General features: G+C 60.5%; 13 protein-coding genes. 7 read left to right on the forward strand and 6 right to left on the reverse strand.

Features of this window, described 5'->3' with window-relative positions; genetic code table 11:
• Window positions 1-376 precede the first annotated feature (376 nt).
• The 5 genes from ACTAQJ_RS04390 (at window position 377) to ACTAQJ_RS04410 (ending at window position 5,147) form a co-directional block, all read left to right on the forward strand.
• Window positions 377-1,414, forward strand: a complete 1,038-nt coding sequence (locus tag ACTAQJ_RS04390) for a quaternary amine ABC transporter ATP-binding protein (protein ID WP_431115081.1) — start codon at window positions 377-379, stop codon at window positions 1,412-1,414.
• Complete coding sequence (locus ACTAQJ_RS04395; RefSeq protein ID WP_498700998.1) at window positions 1,414-3,447, forward strand: ABC transporter permease; 2,034 nt, start codon at window positions 1,414-1,416, stop codon at window positions 3,445-3,447. The genes ACTAQJ_RS04390 and ACTAQJ_RS04395 overlap by 1 nt, the downstream gene beginning before the upstream one ends.
• Before the next feature lie 59 nt (window positions 3,448-3,506).
• Window positions 3,507-3,974, forward strand: coding sequence for a glycine betaine ABC transporter substrate-binding protein (locus ACTAQJ_RS04400; RefSeq protein ID WP_498701000.1), 468 nt, complete (start codon window positions 3,507-3,509; stop codon window positions 3,972-3,974).
• 13 nt (window positions 3,975-3,987) lie between these two features.
• Entirely contained in the window at window positions 3,988-4,488 is a 501-nt protein-coding gene (locus ACTAQJ_RS04405; protein WP_498701002.1) for a glycine betaine ABC transporter substrate-binding protein, read from the forward strand.
• 170 nt (window positions 4,489-4,658) lie between these two features.
• Window positions 4,659-5,147, forward strand: a complete 489-nt coding sequence (locus ACTAQJ_RS04410; RefSeq protein WP_442015602.1) for a pyridoxamine 5'-phosphate oxidase family protein — start codon at window positions 4,659-4,661, stop codon at window positions 5,145-5,147.
• A gap of 45 nt (window positions 5,148-5,192) precedes the next feature.
• Here the strand turns inward: ACTAQJ_RS04410 and ACTAQJ_RS04415 are convergent, their stop codons facing one another.
• Together ACTAQJ_RS04415 and ACTAQJ_RS04420 are read right to left on the reverse strand one after the other, a co-directional pair.
• Entirely contained in the window at window positions 5,193-6,878 is a 1,686-nt protein-coding gene (locus ACTAQJ_RS04415; RefSeq protein ID WP_431115077.1) for a SulP family inorganic anion transporter, read from the reverse strand.
• A complete protein-coding gene (locus ACTAQJ_RS04420; RefSeq protein ID WP_431115076.1) occupies window positions 6,875-7,255 on the reverse strand; it encodes an ArsR/SmtB family transcription factor in 381 nt (126 codons plus the stop codon). Before ACTAQJ_RS04420 ends, ACTAQJ_RS04415 begins: the two co-directional genes overlap by 4 nt.
• Window positions 7,256-7,555: 300 nt before the next feature.
• Between ACTAQJ_RS04420 and ACTAQJ_RS04425 the strand changes: the two genes are divergently transcribed.
• Together ACTAQJ_RS04425 and ACTAQJ_RS04430 are read left to right on the forward strand one after the other, a co-directional pair.
• The gene (locus ACTAQJ_RS04425; protein WP_431115075.1) at window positions 7,556-9,286 is read left to right on the forward strand and encodes a CocE/NonD family hydrolase; all 1,731 of its coding nucleotides are present in this window, start codon (window positions 7,556-7,558) and stop codon (window positions 9,284-9,286) included.
• 150 nt (window positions 9,287-9,436) lie between these two features.
• Window positions 9,437-10,063, forward strand: a complete 627-nt coding sequence (locus tag ACTAQJ_RS04430; protein ID WP_431115074.1) for a TetR/AcrR family transcriptional regulator — start codon at window positions 9,437-9,439, stop codon at window positions 10,061-10,063.
• Between the two features lie 48 nt (window positions 10,064-10,111).
• On the opposite strand, the gene ACTAQJ_RS04435 is transcribed toward ACTAQJ_RS04430, so the two are convergent.
• From ACTAQJ_RS04435 to ACTAQJ_RS04450, 4 genes are all read right to left on the reverse strand, one after another.
• On the reverse strand, window positions 10,112-10,894 hold the full coding sequence (locus ACTAQJ_RS04435) for an SDR family oxidoreductase (protein ID WP_431115073.1): 783 nt from the start codon (window positions 10,892-10,894) through the stop codon (window positions 10,112-10,114).
• A 12-nt stretch (window positions 10,895-10,906) separates the two neighbouring features.
• On the reverse strand, window positions 10,907-11,689 hold the full coding sequence (locus ACTAQJ_RS04440) for an enoyl-CoA hydratase/isomerase family protein (RefSeq protein ID WP_431115072.1): 783 nt from the start codon (window positions 11,687-11,689) through the stop codon (window positions 10,907-10,909).
• Window positions 11,686-13,323 (reverse strand): AMP-binding protein, encoded by a 1,638-nt coding sequence (locus tag ACTAQJ_RS04445; protein ID WP_431115071.1) that lies wholly within the window; start codon window positions 13,321-13,323, stop codon window positions 11,686-11,688. The genes ACTAQJ_RS04440 and ACTAQJ_RS04445 overlap by 4 nt, the downstream gene beginning before the upstream one ends.
• A gap of 204 nt (window positions 13,324-13,527) precedes the next feature.
• Window positions 13,528-14,988 (reverse strand): MFS transporter, encoded by a 1,461-nt coding sequence (locus ACTAQJ_RS04450; RefSeq protein WP_431115070.1) that lies wholly within the window; start codon window positions 14,986-14,988, stop codon window positions 13,528-13,530.
• Between the last annotated feature and the right edge of the window lie 79 nt (window positions 14,989-15,067).

Genomic DNA, 15,067 nt, shown 5'->3' on the forward strand with positions numbered 1-15,067 from the left:
CCCGCACCGGGCACCCCAGGGCCTTTCTGAGGCCCTGACTCATCGAAGCTGTTGGCCATCGTTTTTATTTATTTCCAAACCTTGACAGGTTGAGTGAGATACATCACTGTTGCGTATTACGGGTGATGTTGATGCATACACAACCAGCCACATGCAGATCAAGCCCGTTCGCAGCAAGAAGATTCACAGTGCCGTAGCGACATCGCGCAAGGATTTGCCCACGGGCGTCTGGAGCATGACGTTGAGAGCGCTGCCTCCACCGACGTAACCAGCCTTCCCCAAGCCGAGTGGGTTGACTTCGGCGAAAGAACAAGCATTAAAACGTCCACTCGAAGCCCGGCCATTGGTTCGAGCCGCCATAAGCAGGAGTACAGCAATGAACAGCCCCGACATCTCAGTACGGAACCTCTGGAAGGTTTTTGGCGCCGCTGGTGAAAAGGTCCCTGGTGATCCTCAGCTTTCGTCCCTTAGCTCTGCTGAACTGTTGGCAGCCTCGGGCTGCGTGGCGGCCGTCCGCAACCTGAGTTTCGACGTCGCCAAGGGTGAGGTCTTTGTAGTCATGGGCCTTTCGGGGTCCGGCAAATCGACCCTTGTCCGCTGCCTCACCCGGCTTATCGAACCTACTTCAGGGCAGGTAATGGTGGATGGCAAGGATGTCCTGCAGGCAGGGGTTGGGGAGCTGCGGGAACTGCGCCGGCGGAAAATGTCCATGGTGTTCCAGCACTTCGGACTCCTGCCCCACCGCACGGTTTTGGACAACGTATCCTACGGGCTGCAGATCCGCGGGGCGGCTAAGAACGAACGCTACGGCCGGGCTCGGGAAATTATTGAACTGGTCGGCCTGAAGGGGTACGAACAACACTATCCGGATCAACTTTCCGGCGGGATGCAGCAGCGCGTTGGCCTTGGCCGGGCTTTGGCGGGCGATCCGGACACCATCCTGTTCGACGAGCCCTTCTCTGCACTGGATCCCCTCATCAGGCGTGACATGCAGGCCGAGGTCATCCGTCTCCACAAGGAAATGGGTAAGACCATGGTGTTCGTCACCCATGACCTTTCCGAGGCACTCAAGCTCGGTGACCGGATCCTGATCATGCGCAATGGCGAGATGGTCCAGTGTGGCACCGGGGATGAGTTGGTGGGATCCCCGGCAGATAAGTACATTCAGGATTTTGTGTCCGAAGTTCCCCGCGCGGACGTTCTGACCTTGAAGTGGATTATGCGTCCCCTGATGGATGGAACGCCCCTGGATGCACCGGTCCTCAGTTCCGGGATGATCATCCGGGACGCCATAACAGCGGTGATGCATTCCTCCTGCCCTGTCCTCGTGGAGGATGAAGCAGGCAGGATCATCGGACAGATCGACCGTGACAGTATCCTCTCTGTGTTGCAGCCAGCGGAAGCAGCGGCCTGATGACTACGCTTGTCAGGGATCAGGAAAAGGTCCAGCCAACAACGACCCCTGGTAGGGAACCGCGCCGCCGCCCCAGTCGCCGCACCATTCTGCTGGTGGCCGCGGGCGTCATCTGGATCCTGGGATTTCTGATCCTGCACGGGACGTCGACCCTGACTTTGCCTGCCTCCGAGCTGACGGATCTGCACCGCTCGCTGAACCAGTTCAACGCCTGGGTGGCTGCCAACCGCGCGGACAACCCGGTCTTCCTGTATGTCTTTACACCCCTGCGGGCAGTAGTTGACAACGTCGCCAACCTCTTCATCACGCTCTTTGCCGCAAGTTCCACGGGCCTGCGACTGCCGGAAATTGGCTGGTTTGGAACCGTAGGACTGCTTGGCTGGATTGCGTTCGCTGTCGGGAACGCCCGCGTGGCCCTCCTGACGGTAGCCGTCTTTACCTTCTTCGGCTTCCAAGGTCTGTTCGTCGAGGCCACCTACACGTTCGCCTTGGTCCTGACCGCGGTGCTGCTGACTCTCCTGGTCGGTATCCCGCTTGGTATCCTCGCCGGCGTCTCTACCCGCGTCGCCACAGTGATCACGCCGGTACTGGACTTCATGCAGACTTTGCCAACGTTCGTTTACCTGGCCCCCCTGGCGCTCATCTTCCTCATTGGCCCGGCCTCAGCCGTCATTGCTACCGTCATCTACGCAGCGCCTCCGGTCATCCGCCTCACCGCTCACGGTATCCGGAGCATCCCCGAGAACACCCGGGAAGCCTCGGACTCGCTGGGTACAACGGGCCTCCAGCGGCTGCTTACCCTGCAGCTTCCCATGGCCCGGCGGACGGTTGTCATGGGAATCAACCAAAGCACCATGGCGGCTCTATCCATGGTTACTATTGCGGCACTTATTGCCGCTCCAGGGCTTGGCCAGGTTGTTGTCCGCGCGTTGCAATCGCTCGACGTCGGCACTGCAGTAAATGCCGGCCTCTCCATCGTCCTGCTGGCGATCGTGCTGGACCGGGTGACCACTGCGGCCAGCCGCCGGGCGGAACCCGGCGCTGCCAGGAACGGACGAATCTCCCGCAGGAATCGATACATACTCTTGGGCGTCACGCTGGTCCTGGCCTTGGTCATGGTCCAGTTGTCCAGGAGCTCATTGTGGGCCGCGGCTTTCCCCAAAGACGTCAACATCGGCCCGGCGATCGTTCAAGCCGTAAGCTCGGCAAGCCAGTGGATGCAGAACAACCTGTCCCTGTTCACGGTGTCCCTGCGGGAATCAATCACCACTGGAATCCTTAACCCGTTCCAGTCCCTGCTCACGGACACGCCTTTCTACATCCTCGTGGGCGTCATTGCCCTGGCGGCTTACGCATTGGGCGGCTGGAAGCTCGCCGCCGTGACCACCGCCTGCCTTGGTGTCATCATCTACCTAGGCCTATGGAGCGATTCCATGGTCACCCTCGCAGGAACGCTGGTGGCCACCGTGCTGGTCATGGTCCTTGGTGTGGTCTTCGGCGTCGCGATGGGCCGTTCGCAAAGGGTGGACCAAGTCCTCCGGCCAATACTCGACGCCGGCCAGACGATGCCCGCGTTCGTCTACCTTGTTCCTTTCCTGGGACTATTCGGCGCTACCCGTTTCACCGCGATCATCGCAGGCATCATCTATGCAGCTCCTGTCGCCATCAAAATCACCGCCGACGGCATCGCAGCGATCTCCCCCACCGTCCTTGAAGCTGCCATTTCCAGCGGGTCGACGCCATGGCAGGTCATCACCAAGGTCCAGCTGCCGATGGCCAGGAAATCCCTGGCCCTCGCCGCCAACCAAGGGTTGATCTACGTCCTTGCCATGGTGGTCGTGGGTGCCTTGGTCGGTGCAGGCGGACTCGGGTACGACGTCGTCGCCGGCTTTGTCCAAAGTTCCCTGTTCGGCAAGGGCCTGGCCGCTGGCCTTGCCATCGTGTTCCTCGGCATCCTGCTCGACAGGATGACCCAGGCTGCAGCGGCAGCCCCGATACGGAAAATTGCCTCGGCCAAGACCCCCTCAACCTAGTCGCTCAAACCAACAATCCAGCCCGCCATACTCCCACCCCCAACAAGGAGACCAAACAAATGAAAAAAGTCCCACCGCTGTTGAAACGAACTATCCCGCTGATGGCAGGAGTCGCCGCGGCCGCTTTGCTGCTGACAGGCTGTGGCGGTGCTTCCGTGAACCAGGTGGCCGCCGCCCCCGCAAGTGGCGGGGATGCACCCTGCGGAGCTGTTAGTGTCGCGATGAACGCTTGGGTCGGCTATACGGCCAATGCCGCCGTGTACAGCTACGTAGCGAAAAACCAGCTCGGTTGCACCGTGGTGCAGAAGGACCTGAATGAACAGATTTCCTGGCAGGGTTTCGCCTCCGGTGAGGTGGACGTGATCATGGAAAACTGGGGCCATGCTGACCTCACCAAGCAGTACATTACGGATCAGAAGGTGGCTGTAGACGCCGGTGCCACCGGCAATGAAGGCCACATCGGCTGGTATGTACCACCATGGATGGCAGAGAAGTACCCGGACATCACGGACGGGAAGAACCTGTAACAAGTACGCCTCGATGTTCACTACTTCCGAGTCCGGCGGAAAGGGCCAGGTCCTGGACGGCGACCCCGCTTTCGTCACGAACGACGAAGCCTTGGTGAAGAATCTGAACTTGGATTACAAGGTGGTGTTCTCTGGATCAGAGGCTGCCCTGATTCAGTCGTTCCGGACGGCGGAGCAAAACAAGACGCCGTTGCTGGGCTACTTCTATGAGCCACAGTGGTTCCTGTCCCAGGTTCCACTTAAGAAGGTCGCCCTGCCGGCCTGGACCGAGGGCTGCGATACCGACGCGGAAAAGGTCGCCTGCGATTACCCGACCTATACCCTCAACAAGGTCATTTCCAAGAAGTTCGCGGACAGCGGCTCACCGGCAGCCAAGCTGGCCAAGGGCTTCAAATGGACCAACGAAGACCAGAACTCAGTAGCGACGGATATCCAGGGCGGCATGACGCCCGAGGCCGCAGCCAAAAAGTGGGTGGACGCGCACCAGCAAACGGTGACGTCCTGGCTTAGCTAGAAGGAACCGGACGACGGCGGCACTCGGGCGAGTGCCGCCGTCGCACTTTTCTTCGGTACAGGACGGGAACACTAAACGGCCGGAACCTGGCCATTGAACAGCACCGGCCCACAAGGCATTGTTGGAAGCGACAGCTCCGGAACCAACCACAGGAAGATGTGACGTCTGAGATGAATGATTCCCCAACGCTGGACGACGGAACCTCTGAAGGTCATGACTCGTCGCTGTCCTTTAACGAGTGCTGGAATTTGCTGGCTGCGGCGACAATAGGCCGCCTTGGCCTGGTGGTGGATGACCACCCCGAAATCTTCCCGGTGAATTACGTTCTCTTTGACCGTCACATCGTTTTCCGCAGCAGCCCCGGACGGAAACTGTGGGGAGCAATGGCGTCCAGACCCGGGGTTTTGGAAATCGATGGGTACGATGCCGCGACAACGGAAGCCTGGAGTGTCGTCGCCCGCGGTGAAACAATTCTCATGACAGATCCCGACGAGACAGCGAAGGTCGATGCGCTGGGACTTGAACCATGGCAACCTGGCCCCAAGGATAACTACATCAGACTGGTACCCCGCGCCCTGACAGGCCGGCGGTTCAAGGTCAACGCACCCGACGTGTGGCAAACCAAAACAAATGATGCCCGACGTGCCTCGTTCGAATAGATCCTCAGTGGACAGGCCTTCTCAGGCCGGCGAAGGGGTTCCTGATCATTGATCGGACCGTCGTCCTGGAGGTGCGCCGGCTTGCTCCGCGGCGCGGGCGGCCATCGCCCGGGCGACATGACTGCGCGCGTGCTCGACGGCCGGGGCCAGGTCCTCGAACAGGTGTTTGTGGTGGCGTAGGGATTCCAGCACGCCCACCCGCGTGACCAAGGCAAGGTGCCGGGCCTGGATTCCCTTGATCAACACTGTGATTCCGCGCCGTTCCAGTGCATTGACGATGTCGGTGATGACCCTCGCCCCAGTAGCATCCAGGACTTGGAGTTGGGACATGCGGATAATGACTGCGTCAACGTTGCGGATAGCACTGACGCGTTCCAGAACACGCTCGGCGGCGCCGAAGAACAACGCCCCATCCAGTCGAAACACGGCAATGTGTTCATCCCCGTCTTGGACAGGACCGGGAATTTCCTCACGGTGCACCCCGCTGGACTTGACCATCGTGCGCAGGGCAAAGAAGGACGCGACGGCGATGCCGATGGCTACGGCCTGAATCAGGTCAAAGGACACGGTGATCACGGCAGTGACAAAGAAAACGACAGCATCTGCCCGCGTGGACCCGATCACACTGCGCAGGGTGGCCACGGAAACCATGCGGGTGGCGGTGATCATCAGGACACCGGCCAAAGCAGCGAGCGGAATCCGCGAGACTGGACCCGTAGCAAGGTAGACAACGGCCAGCAGGACTACGGCGTGGATGACGGCGGACAGCCTGGTCCGGCCGCCAGAGCGGATGTTCACTGCTGTGCGGGCGATGGCACCGGTGGCAGGCATACCGCCGAAAAACCCGGAGCAGATAGAGGCCAGGCCTTGGCCCAGGAGTTCGCGGTCTGCATCATAGGGACCGGTGTCAGAGATCGAGGCGGCGACCCGTGCAGAAAGCAGTGACTCGATCGCAGCCAGCGCTGCGATCGTTGCGGCCGGGGCTGCCAGCGCTGCCACAGTGCCCCAGTCAAGGGCGGGGGCGACTGGGGACGGCAGCGCGCCAGGAAGTGCGCCGATCCTCGCCACCGGAAGGTCCAGAACCTGGGCAGCGACGCTGGCCACGATGATGGCGAGGAGGGAACCGGGAATCTGCGGATGGATCCGCGGTGCGGCGACCATGATCACTGCTACCAGGACCACCAGGACCACGGGAGCCCATACAGCGGCCAGCGACGTCGTCGCCAGCCCCTGGAAAGCCGAGACGGCCGCGTTGCTGCTTGACCCGGCGTGCACCCCGAACGCAGCGGGCACCTGCTGGAGGAAGATGATCAGCGCGATGCCCAGGGTGAATCCTTCGATCACCGGCCAGGGCAGCAAGGTCACGACGCGGCCGAGCTTAAGGACACCAGCGACGATGACCATTGCGCCGGCAAGGACCGACACAGCGGCCAACGCGCTGATACCGTGAGCTGCGATGACAGGGCCGAGGACTACAACCATGGCGCCGGTCGGGCCGGAAACCTGAATGTTGGACCCGCCAAAGACAGCCGCAACGATTCCGGCGATCACCGCGGTAATCAGTCCACTGGCCGCTCCGGCCCCGGAGCTGACTCCAAATGCCAGAGCCAAGGGCAGCGCAACGATTCCAACGGTAAGCCCCGCAACGAGATCCCCTTTCCACGACCGGGGAAGTTCCGCATAGTCCCGCAAGGACGGCAGCAGCGCCCGGGCCGCGCGAAGGGCGGTCATCGCGGGGCGCCGGAAGGGGCTGTCGCAGAAAGGTTCGCCGTTGAATGTTCAAGCTGTTCGCGGGTGGTGTCCAGCATGTCATGTAGCAGTTGCCGGGCCACTGCCAGCAGTTCTGCGACCTGCGGGTAGGCCAACGAATAGAACATTTGCAACGCCCGGCGTTCACCGGTGACAAGGTGGTAGCGGCGCAGCACGGACAGGTGTTGGGACAGGTGGGATGCTTCCAGACCAGTCGCGGCCAGCATGTCAGTCACCGATACCTCTGGAGCCGCGCTCAGCAGCTCCAAGACCCTGATCCTGACCGGATGCGCCAAGCCTTTGAAGAGGTTGGCCTTCACCTCATACAGAGGCGCCCGAAAATCGGAAAATTCATCCATGATTGCCTCTCGCCCCATGATGGGAGCCGCGTGATTGATGATTCCATCATTCAGTGTAACAGGGGTAAGCAAACTGCCTGCACGCCAGCCAAATCGCCCCTTGCACTCCCCATGCTTTGTGATACTTTTTAAGGGTAGTTCGTATCGAATATCGTACTCGCGTCTGCATTGATCTCCCCTGCTTCACCCGCTGACGCCATGCCTCATCCAAGGCACACTGCTAAACATTAACGCTGACCAAGCGGACACAGCTGAGGCGTACGCCAGCGCTGATCGTTCGAGTTCTCAAAGGAGAGACTCATGAAGCACGTTTATGAACCTAACGTCACGATGGCAATGCGGGACGGAGTCACACTGGCAGCTGACATTTGGCGCCCGCTCGAAGGAACCGCACCGACCCTTCTGGTACGAACTCCGTACAACAGGCAGACGCCGACGATGTACGGTGGGCCAGGAACTCCACACCCCAGCCTGATCGGACTGGTGAACGCGGGGTACGCAGTCGTCCTTCAGGACGCGCGAGGCACTTTTGGCTCGGAAGGTGAGTTCGAGCCCAAGATCAACGAGATCGCTGATGGTCAGGACACGGCGGATTGGATCACCCGGCAGGCATGGTCAGACGGCACGATCGGCATGTATGGGGCTTCGTACATGGGGATGACCCAGTGGGCCCTGGCGATCAAGGAAACGCCGGGCCTGAAAGCCATTGCCCCCACCATGGCAGCGACCGACTGGTATTCCGAGCTTTGGTATTCAAAAGGTGGCGCACTGTCCTTGAGCCTTGACACCATGTGGAACGTCATGATGTACGCCAACGAAGAACAACGTGATCTGGCAAGCGGCAGGGCGAGCGACCCCGCCACACTGATACGGCTCGGCGGCTCATTCCTGAACGTCCTATCACTCAATGACGCCACGCCCGTCGCCGATTTGCCGGTGATCGGAAAGGGGCGCTGGTTCGACGATTGGCTGGCCCACCCCGACTTCGACGGCTACTGGGCCGCCCAAGACTGGTCCCCCTTGGTCAGCTCGGTGGAGGTTCCCGTCTTGGCCATCGGCGGCTGGTATGACCTCAAGATCAACGGGACGGTCTCAGACTTCATCAGGGTCCGCACACAGGGCGCATCGGAAACGGCCCGTGAGGACTCCCGCCTGATTATCGGCCCATGGGAACACGGGCCGCTCACCGGGCAGTATGCAGATCGGCACTTCGGGCCACTTGGCGTTGGAGACGCCACCGAGGCCCACATCACGTTCTTCAACCAGACGCTTCGTAACCTCGCACCCGAGTCCCCCGCGCCCAGGGTGCGGATCTTCGTCATGGGCATTGATCAATGGCGTGATGAGCAGGATTGGCCGCTCCCCGACACGTCCTACACGGATTACCACCTGCATAGTGGCGGGTCGGCCAACACCCGCAACGGCGACGGTGCCCTCCAGTCCGCGGCATCCTCGTTGGCGGGCCACGACGAATTCCAGTACGATCCACGTGATCCACTGCCCACCGCCGGTGGCGCCCTTCTTCCGAGCGTGCCCGGTTTGGTGGGCCCAGTTGACCAGAAGGTTGTGGATGGACGATCCGACGTCCTTTGCTACACCGGACCCGTCCTCGAGGAGCCCATTGAAGTGACCGGGCACGTGGAGCTCAAGGTGTTCGTCTCTTCAAGCGCCGTGGACACGGATATCACCGCCAAACTCGTTGACGTCTTCCCCGACGGACGCGCAATCAACCTCTGCGACGGCATCCTGCGTCTGCGCTACCGGAACGACCTGTCGAACCCCGCGCCCCTGACCCCCGGTGAGGTGTACGAGGTGACCGTACCGATGGCGGTGACCTCCAACGTCTTCCTGCCCGGTCACCGCATCCGACTCGATATTTCCAGCAGCAACTTCCCCCGCTACGACCGAAATACGAACACCGGAGGCTTTATCGCCCGGGAGTCTGTGGACCAGGCGGTCATCGCCACCAACCGGATCATGCACGGACCCGAACACCCCAGCCGGCTCGTCCTGCCCGTCATCAACCGCTAAAGAACCGCCCGAGCCCGGCCGCCGTCGAACATTCAGCGTTCGACGGCGGCCGCTCGGCGAACGCTGTTCGCTTACCAGCCCCTGAAGAACTGAGAAGTACGGGACATGATACGTTCGTACTCGTAAGTTCAGACAAGGAGGGCTCGTCATATGATGCCTCAAAATGCCACTTCAGCCACGGGTCGTGCCCGTCGATCCCGGAAAAGCGACGACGGGTCCAGGAGCCAGGAATTACTGGTGGAGCTCGAAGCTCTCTTCTTGTCAGAGGGTTTTAGCAGCTTGACGATCGAGGAGCTCTGCAGCCGGCTTCGATGCTCCAAAACTACGCTCTACTCAGTGGCCAGCAGCCGCGAACAGATCATCCAAAAGGTTACGAGGCACTTTTTTGAACGGTCTACCAAGGCCATAGAGGCTGGAATTACCGCTGTCGAGGATCCCGCAGACCGGATAATTCGCTATCTTGCGGGTGTCGGCTCTGCCATGAGTCGTAATTCGCGCGCCTTCTACCTCGACATGATTACTTACGAGCCAACCGCGGCGATCTATCGGTTGAATTCCCGTGCCGCTGCCCGAAAAGTTCAAGGCATGATCGAAGATGGTGTGGCCTCGGGAGCGTTCCGGGCCGCAGATGCAGCCTTGGCTGGTCAAGCCATTTCTTTGCTGATTGACGGTGTGCAGTCCGGCGAGCTCCTGGAGGCGACCGGACTGACTGCCGGTGAGGCGTTCACGGAAATCGGCGAACTCGTCATCCACGGATTGACGGCTAAGCCCCAATAAGTATGCAGGGGAAGGTGCGCGAGCACCTTCCCCTGCATCGGCGTCTGTTCAACGTATGGAGGACCCGATCGAGATGCCTCCGTCAACATCGAGAACTACACCTGTGATGAATGCCGCTCCCTCGGAGCCCAGAAAGGCTGCTGCTTCCGCGATGTCCGAGGGGTCACCCGTGTGCATCATCGGGACCTTATTGATGAGGAGGTTCCGTGCTGCATCGTTCATTGATGCAAGCATGGGCGTCTCAATGAGCCCGGGAGCGATGGCGTTGGCAGTTATACCGTCACGTGCCCCTTCCAGGGCAAGCGTTCTCGTCAGCCCCACCACGCCAGCTTTGGCCGCTACATAGTTGGACTGTCCGAAGTTACCTCTCCAGGACATCGACGAAAACGAGATGATCCGGCCATAGCGGCGTTTCCGCATCCCCGGGAATACGGCACGGGAGCAGTAAAAGGCACCTTTCAGACTGACGTCCACCACGGCGTCCCAGTCCGCGTCGCTGATTTTCTCGATGCGGTTGTCCCGGATGATCCCAGCGTTGTTCACCAGCACATCGACTGCTCCCTGGGTTTGTTCCACTTCCGAGATCCATCCATTCACCGTGGACGAGTCCGTCACGTCAACCACATTCTGGCTGACGGTGGCGTCGCCGTGGACCTGGATCTGGTTCATGGCCTCGCTGAGCAATACGTCGTTGACGTCGGCCAGCGCCAAGGAAGCACCCTCCGCTGCAAAGCGGCTGGCCATAGCCAATCCCAGGCCTTGCGCAGCCCCTGTTATCGCCACGGTCCTGCCTATATATCGGTCGGTCACCGGGGTCTTGTGGGTTTTCAAGGCGTGTGTCTCCTACTTCTGGTTGAGCCTGCGTGCTGCCAGAAACTGGCGGAGCGCATCTGGAACATTGTTGTCACGCCAATTGGCCTGGAATGCTGCGAGTTCCAGATCAAGGGCGTCTGAATCGTCGAGTTCGACAATCGACGAAAGCAGGTTTTTGAGGTTCTGCTGCGCCGGCGAGTCCCTGGCGGCGAGCTGGGCGGCGACCTCGGCGGCCCTCAGGTGCAACTGCTGATATGGCACCACGTCATGCAGCCAGCCAGTTGGTCGCAATGCTTCCGCTGTCATGGGCTGACCGCTGAGGTGCATCCACCGTGCCGGGCTCTTTCCAACAGCGCGCTCCAGACGAACGCTGGACCCTGCCCCGGGCGTCAGCTTATTGTTCAGGTGCCCGTCGCCGACCAGTGTTCCTTCAGCAGCAATGACGACGTCGCAGGCTAAAGCGAGTTCAAGACCGCCGGCGATTGCGTGTCCGTGGAGAGCTGCAACCCAGGGCTTGGAGCTTCGCTCTATAGTCGTGACGACGTTCGAAAGACGTTCGAGGAATTCCACCACGCCCGCTTCGCTTTCGTCCTCAAGTGCAAGGAAATGCCGGAAATCCCCGCCAGCACTGAAACTTTTGCCTTTCCCTGCCAGCACGACGACGGCCGTCCCTGGATCATGGGCGATATCGTCGACTTGAGCGGCCAAGGCGTTCACTAAGGCGCCATTGAGAGCGTTGCGCTGAGCTGGGCGGTTCAGGAAGAGCCACCGGACCGCTCCCCGTTGTTCGACTTGGAGATGCGGGGACGTCACAACTGCCCTGCCTTCTCCACCTCGGAACGTCGCTGCTGCCTCAAGACATAGCGTTGGATTTTGCCGCTGGGTGTCTTCGGAAGCTCGTGGATGAAGTGGATGGATCGGGGGTAGGCATGAGCGGCATAATGGCTTTTCACAAATCCTTGAAGATCCTGCCGAAGGGCGTCAGACGGCTCCCAACCATCACTGAGTACGACGTAGGCTTCCAGCACTTCTCCCCTATCCGCGTCGGGAGCGGCGATCGCAGCGCTTTCGGCGACGGCCGGGTGTTCGCTGAGCATCGATTCGATCTCAAACGGGCCGATCCGATAGCCGGCCATGATGATGACGTCGTCATCGCGGGATGCGAAATGGAATGCTCCATCAGCGTCCCGATGGCCGAGGTCGCCCAAGAGATAGAAGCGCCCATCGCGGGTGAATCGCGATGCTGTCTGCGAGGGGTCCTGGTAGCTTCGGAATGTCATCGCTGGACTCTTCGCGACATCGATTGCCACCCGGCCCATCACGCCCGGCGCGAGTTCCATGGCCTCGTCTTCACCAAGCACCGTCGCCGCCCATCCGGGAAGCGGGTAGCCCATGGATCCCGGGACAACCTTGCGGGCGATCGCGGGGTGGTGGACGTTGCCGAAGACCATACCAACTTCTGTCTGGCCGAAGTGGTCGTGGACCTCCAGGCCCAACTGTTCCCCTGCCCATACGTTGACCTCCGGCGTGAGCGGTTCACCCGCGCTTGACAGGCGCTTCAGACGGGTGCGCGATGGGAGGACCGGGAAATGAGTGCGTAGCGCCCGATATACGGTGGGGGCCGCCGTCAGGTTTGTGACTCCCAGGTTCTCGATGATTTTCCATGCAGCAGTGGGCTCAAAGGCTCCGGCCTGCAGGATCGCCCCCGTCCCATTCGCGAGCGGGGCAACGATTCCGGCATAAAGGCCGTAGGCCCATCCAGGGTCCGCTGCGCACCAATACACGTCGTCGCTGGCGACTCCGAGCCCGTATTTAAGGTAGCTGTGCCATCCTGCGGCCTGTCGCAGCGGATGAATGACACCTTTGGGGGAACCCGTTGTACCGGATGTGAACATGTGGACGAGCGGGCCATCGGGACCCTGAACAAAAGCCTCCAGGTCTTTGGTGGAAGCGCTAGCCAGCAACGTTTGGTAGTCAACATCTTCGGGCTCGCCGGCTCCATCGACAACGACGACCTTGATGGGGCTCCCCGTGAGGTCCGGAAGCTTCCCGCGTTGGGCTGTGTCCGTAATAACCAGGCCTACCTGTGCCGTATGGATCCGAAATTCGACCGCTTTGCCTGCAAAGGCGGTAAACAACGGCACGTACACCGCGCCCAGTCGCCATACCGCAAGCATTGTGGTCACAAGTTCGGGGCCCTTGTGGAGAAGAGTGGCGACGCGGGTGCCGGACTGCACCCCGAGGTCGCGAAAGCCGTTGGCAAGCCTGATCGATTCGTTGTGGAGTTCGCCGTAAGTGACCGCTTTTGCCGCTCCGTTGTCTTCGACTACCGTGTAGGCCGTTGACTCCGGATCATGGCGGTCGCAGAGAAGCCAGGCAGCACACGCACTTTCGTCCACATAGGGGCCGCTGATATCGGTGAAGAGGTCTACGTCCAATGTGATCACCCTTGATCTGTTGAGTACGTTTTTTGGTACGTTCGTATCGTAGATCGAATCATAATATTTGTCGAGTGCCTGGACGGCCTGCACGTTCCTTGCCGCTGGGGTTCCCAGGATCAGGAGTACACGTTAAAAGCAAAGACCCCCTCGACGAGGGGGGTCGGGCGCTCAGCGCAAGAAATTGATTCGGGTCTATACGGCGACTCGTTCCTAACCAGATGAAGAGGCCGCCCTGGCCTCCGCCGATGCCTCGAGTGTGTTGCTTTCGCCGTTGACCGAGGGCATGGCGATAACGGCGACCACAGTGAGTATGGCGCTGACCAGCACGGCGATGAATACAGCGGTAGATGCCGTCACGATTGTCTGGGGATCCGAATTTCCGCCGGGAACACGCGCGTATATCGCGTTAGCGACAGCCCCGAAAACGGCGACGCCGACAGAGCTGCCGATCGAACGTGCAAAAAGATTGGTACCGGTAACTACGCCTCGCTCATTCCATTCGACGCTGGTCTGTGCGGCAATGAGGCTCGGGGTCGCCACCAGCCCCAGGCCAAGCCCGACGACGAAGCAGCCCGCAGCCACCACAAAAACGTTGGGCGCAGGCGCAGTCAGAGCAAGAACAGCTGTACTCAAGACCGTGATCGTGACACCAATCAGGGCGGTCCTCCGGAACCCGATGCGGAGATAGAAACGGCCCGCCTGGGATGCACTGATCGGCCAACCGATGGTCAGGGCAGCCAAAGCGAGCCCCGCGATGATTGGGGAGGTCGAGGTGGCTCCTTGAATGTACGTGGGAACGTAGGAGGTGAGGCCGAACATGACCGCACCGACGCCAAAAGAGGTCATCGCCGTCGTCGCCAGCAGCCGACGGGACACTACCCACGCAGGCAGTATCGGCTCCGTTGCCCTCCTTTCGGCGAGCACAAACGCAGCGAACAGGACAGAGCCGGCAGCAAATATCGCGATACTTATGGGAGAGTTCCAGGCCCATGACTGGCCACCGCCGAGTGCCCCAAGAATGAGCAGGCTCAGGGAAAGTGACAGCAGGCCCGCCCCCAGGAAGTCCACACGGTGCTTGGCCCGCTCAATATTCTCGTGGAACGAGCGAATCAGCATCCAACCCGCCAAGAGGCAAAGCGGAATGTTCACGAAGAAGATCCCACGCCAGATGCCCAGCGACGCGAACACGCCTCCGGAGGTTGGGCCAACCACCGAGGAAAGGGCCCAAACACTGGCAAGGTAGCCCTGCACTTTAGACCGTTCGGCCACGGTGTAGATATCACCCACGATGGTCATGGCCATCGGCAGGACTGCTCCGGCGCCCAGACCCTGAAGAACCCGGAATGCTATGAGGGCGGGCATGCTCCAGGCTACTCCGCAGAGGATTGACCCGAGTAGGAAGAGTCCGATGCCGCAAAGGATAATCGGCTTGCGCCCAACCATGTCTGAGAGCTTCGCGTAGACGGGCACCGAGATAGCCTGCGCCAACAGGTAAGCGGAAAAGAGCCAAGGAAAAGACGTGAAGCCGCCGACGTCACCCACAATTGAAGGAACCGCCGTCGCAACAATCGTCGAATCAATCGCCACCAGACCCGTTGCGAGCATCAAGGCGATGAGGATAGGTCCTCGCCGAGACCGAAACCCGACGCCCTCAGAACTCTCTGTCGTCATGAAAACTCATTTCCTTTATCTCCGTGTGCGGCTCGCACGGAAGAATTCTGCGAACTAATGGCAGTGCGATAATTTTTCG

The organism is Arthrobacter sp. alpha11c, from assembly GCF_054149985.1.

Excerpts from the sequence above, each read along its gene's own strand:
- ACTAQJ_RS04410 (WP_442015602.1), top strand. The coding sequence starts at position 4,659 with ATGAATGATTCCCCAACGCTGGACGACGGAACCTCTGAAGGTCATGAC.
- ACTAQJ_RS04450 (WP_431115070.1), bottom strand. The coding sequence starts at position 14,988 with ATGACGACAGAGAGTTCTGAGGGCGTCGGGTTTCGGTCTCGGCGAGGA.
- ACTAQJ_RS04425 (WP_431115075.1), top strand. The coding sequence starts at position 7,556 with ATGAAGCACGTTTATGAACCTAACGTCACGATGGCAATGCGGGACGGA.
- ACTAQJ_RS04400 (WP_498701000.1), top strand. The coding sequence starts at position 3,507 with ATGAAAAAAGTCCCACCGCTGTTGAAACGAACTATCCCGCTGATGGCA.
- ACTAQJ_RS04395 (WP_498700998.1), top strand. The coding sequence starts at position 1,414 with ATGACTACGCTTGTCAGGGATCAGGAAAAGGTCCAGCCAACAACGACC.
- ACTAQJ_RS04405 (WP_498701002.1), top strand. The coding sequence starts at position 3,988 with ATGTTCACTACTTCCGAGTCCGGCGGAAAGGGCCAGGTCCTGGACGGC.
- ACTAQJ_RS04430 (WP_431115074.1), top strand. The coding sequence starts at position 9,437 with ATGATGCCTCAAAATGCCACTTCAGCCACGGGTCGTGCCCGTCGATCC.
- ACTAQJ_RS04390 (WP_431115081.1), top strand. The coding sequence starts at position 377 with ATGAACAGCCCCGACATCTCAGTACGGAACCTCTGGAAGGTTTTTGGC.
- ACTAQJ_RS04415 (WP_431115077.1), bottom strand. The coding sequence starts at position 6,878 with ATGACCGCCCTTCGCGCGGCCCGGGCGCTGCTGCCGTCCTTGCGGGAC.
- ACTAQJ_RS04420 (WP_431115076.1), bottom strand. The coding sequence starts at position 7,255 with ATGGATGAATTTTCCGATTTTCGGGCGCCTCTGTATGAGGTGAAGGCC.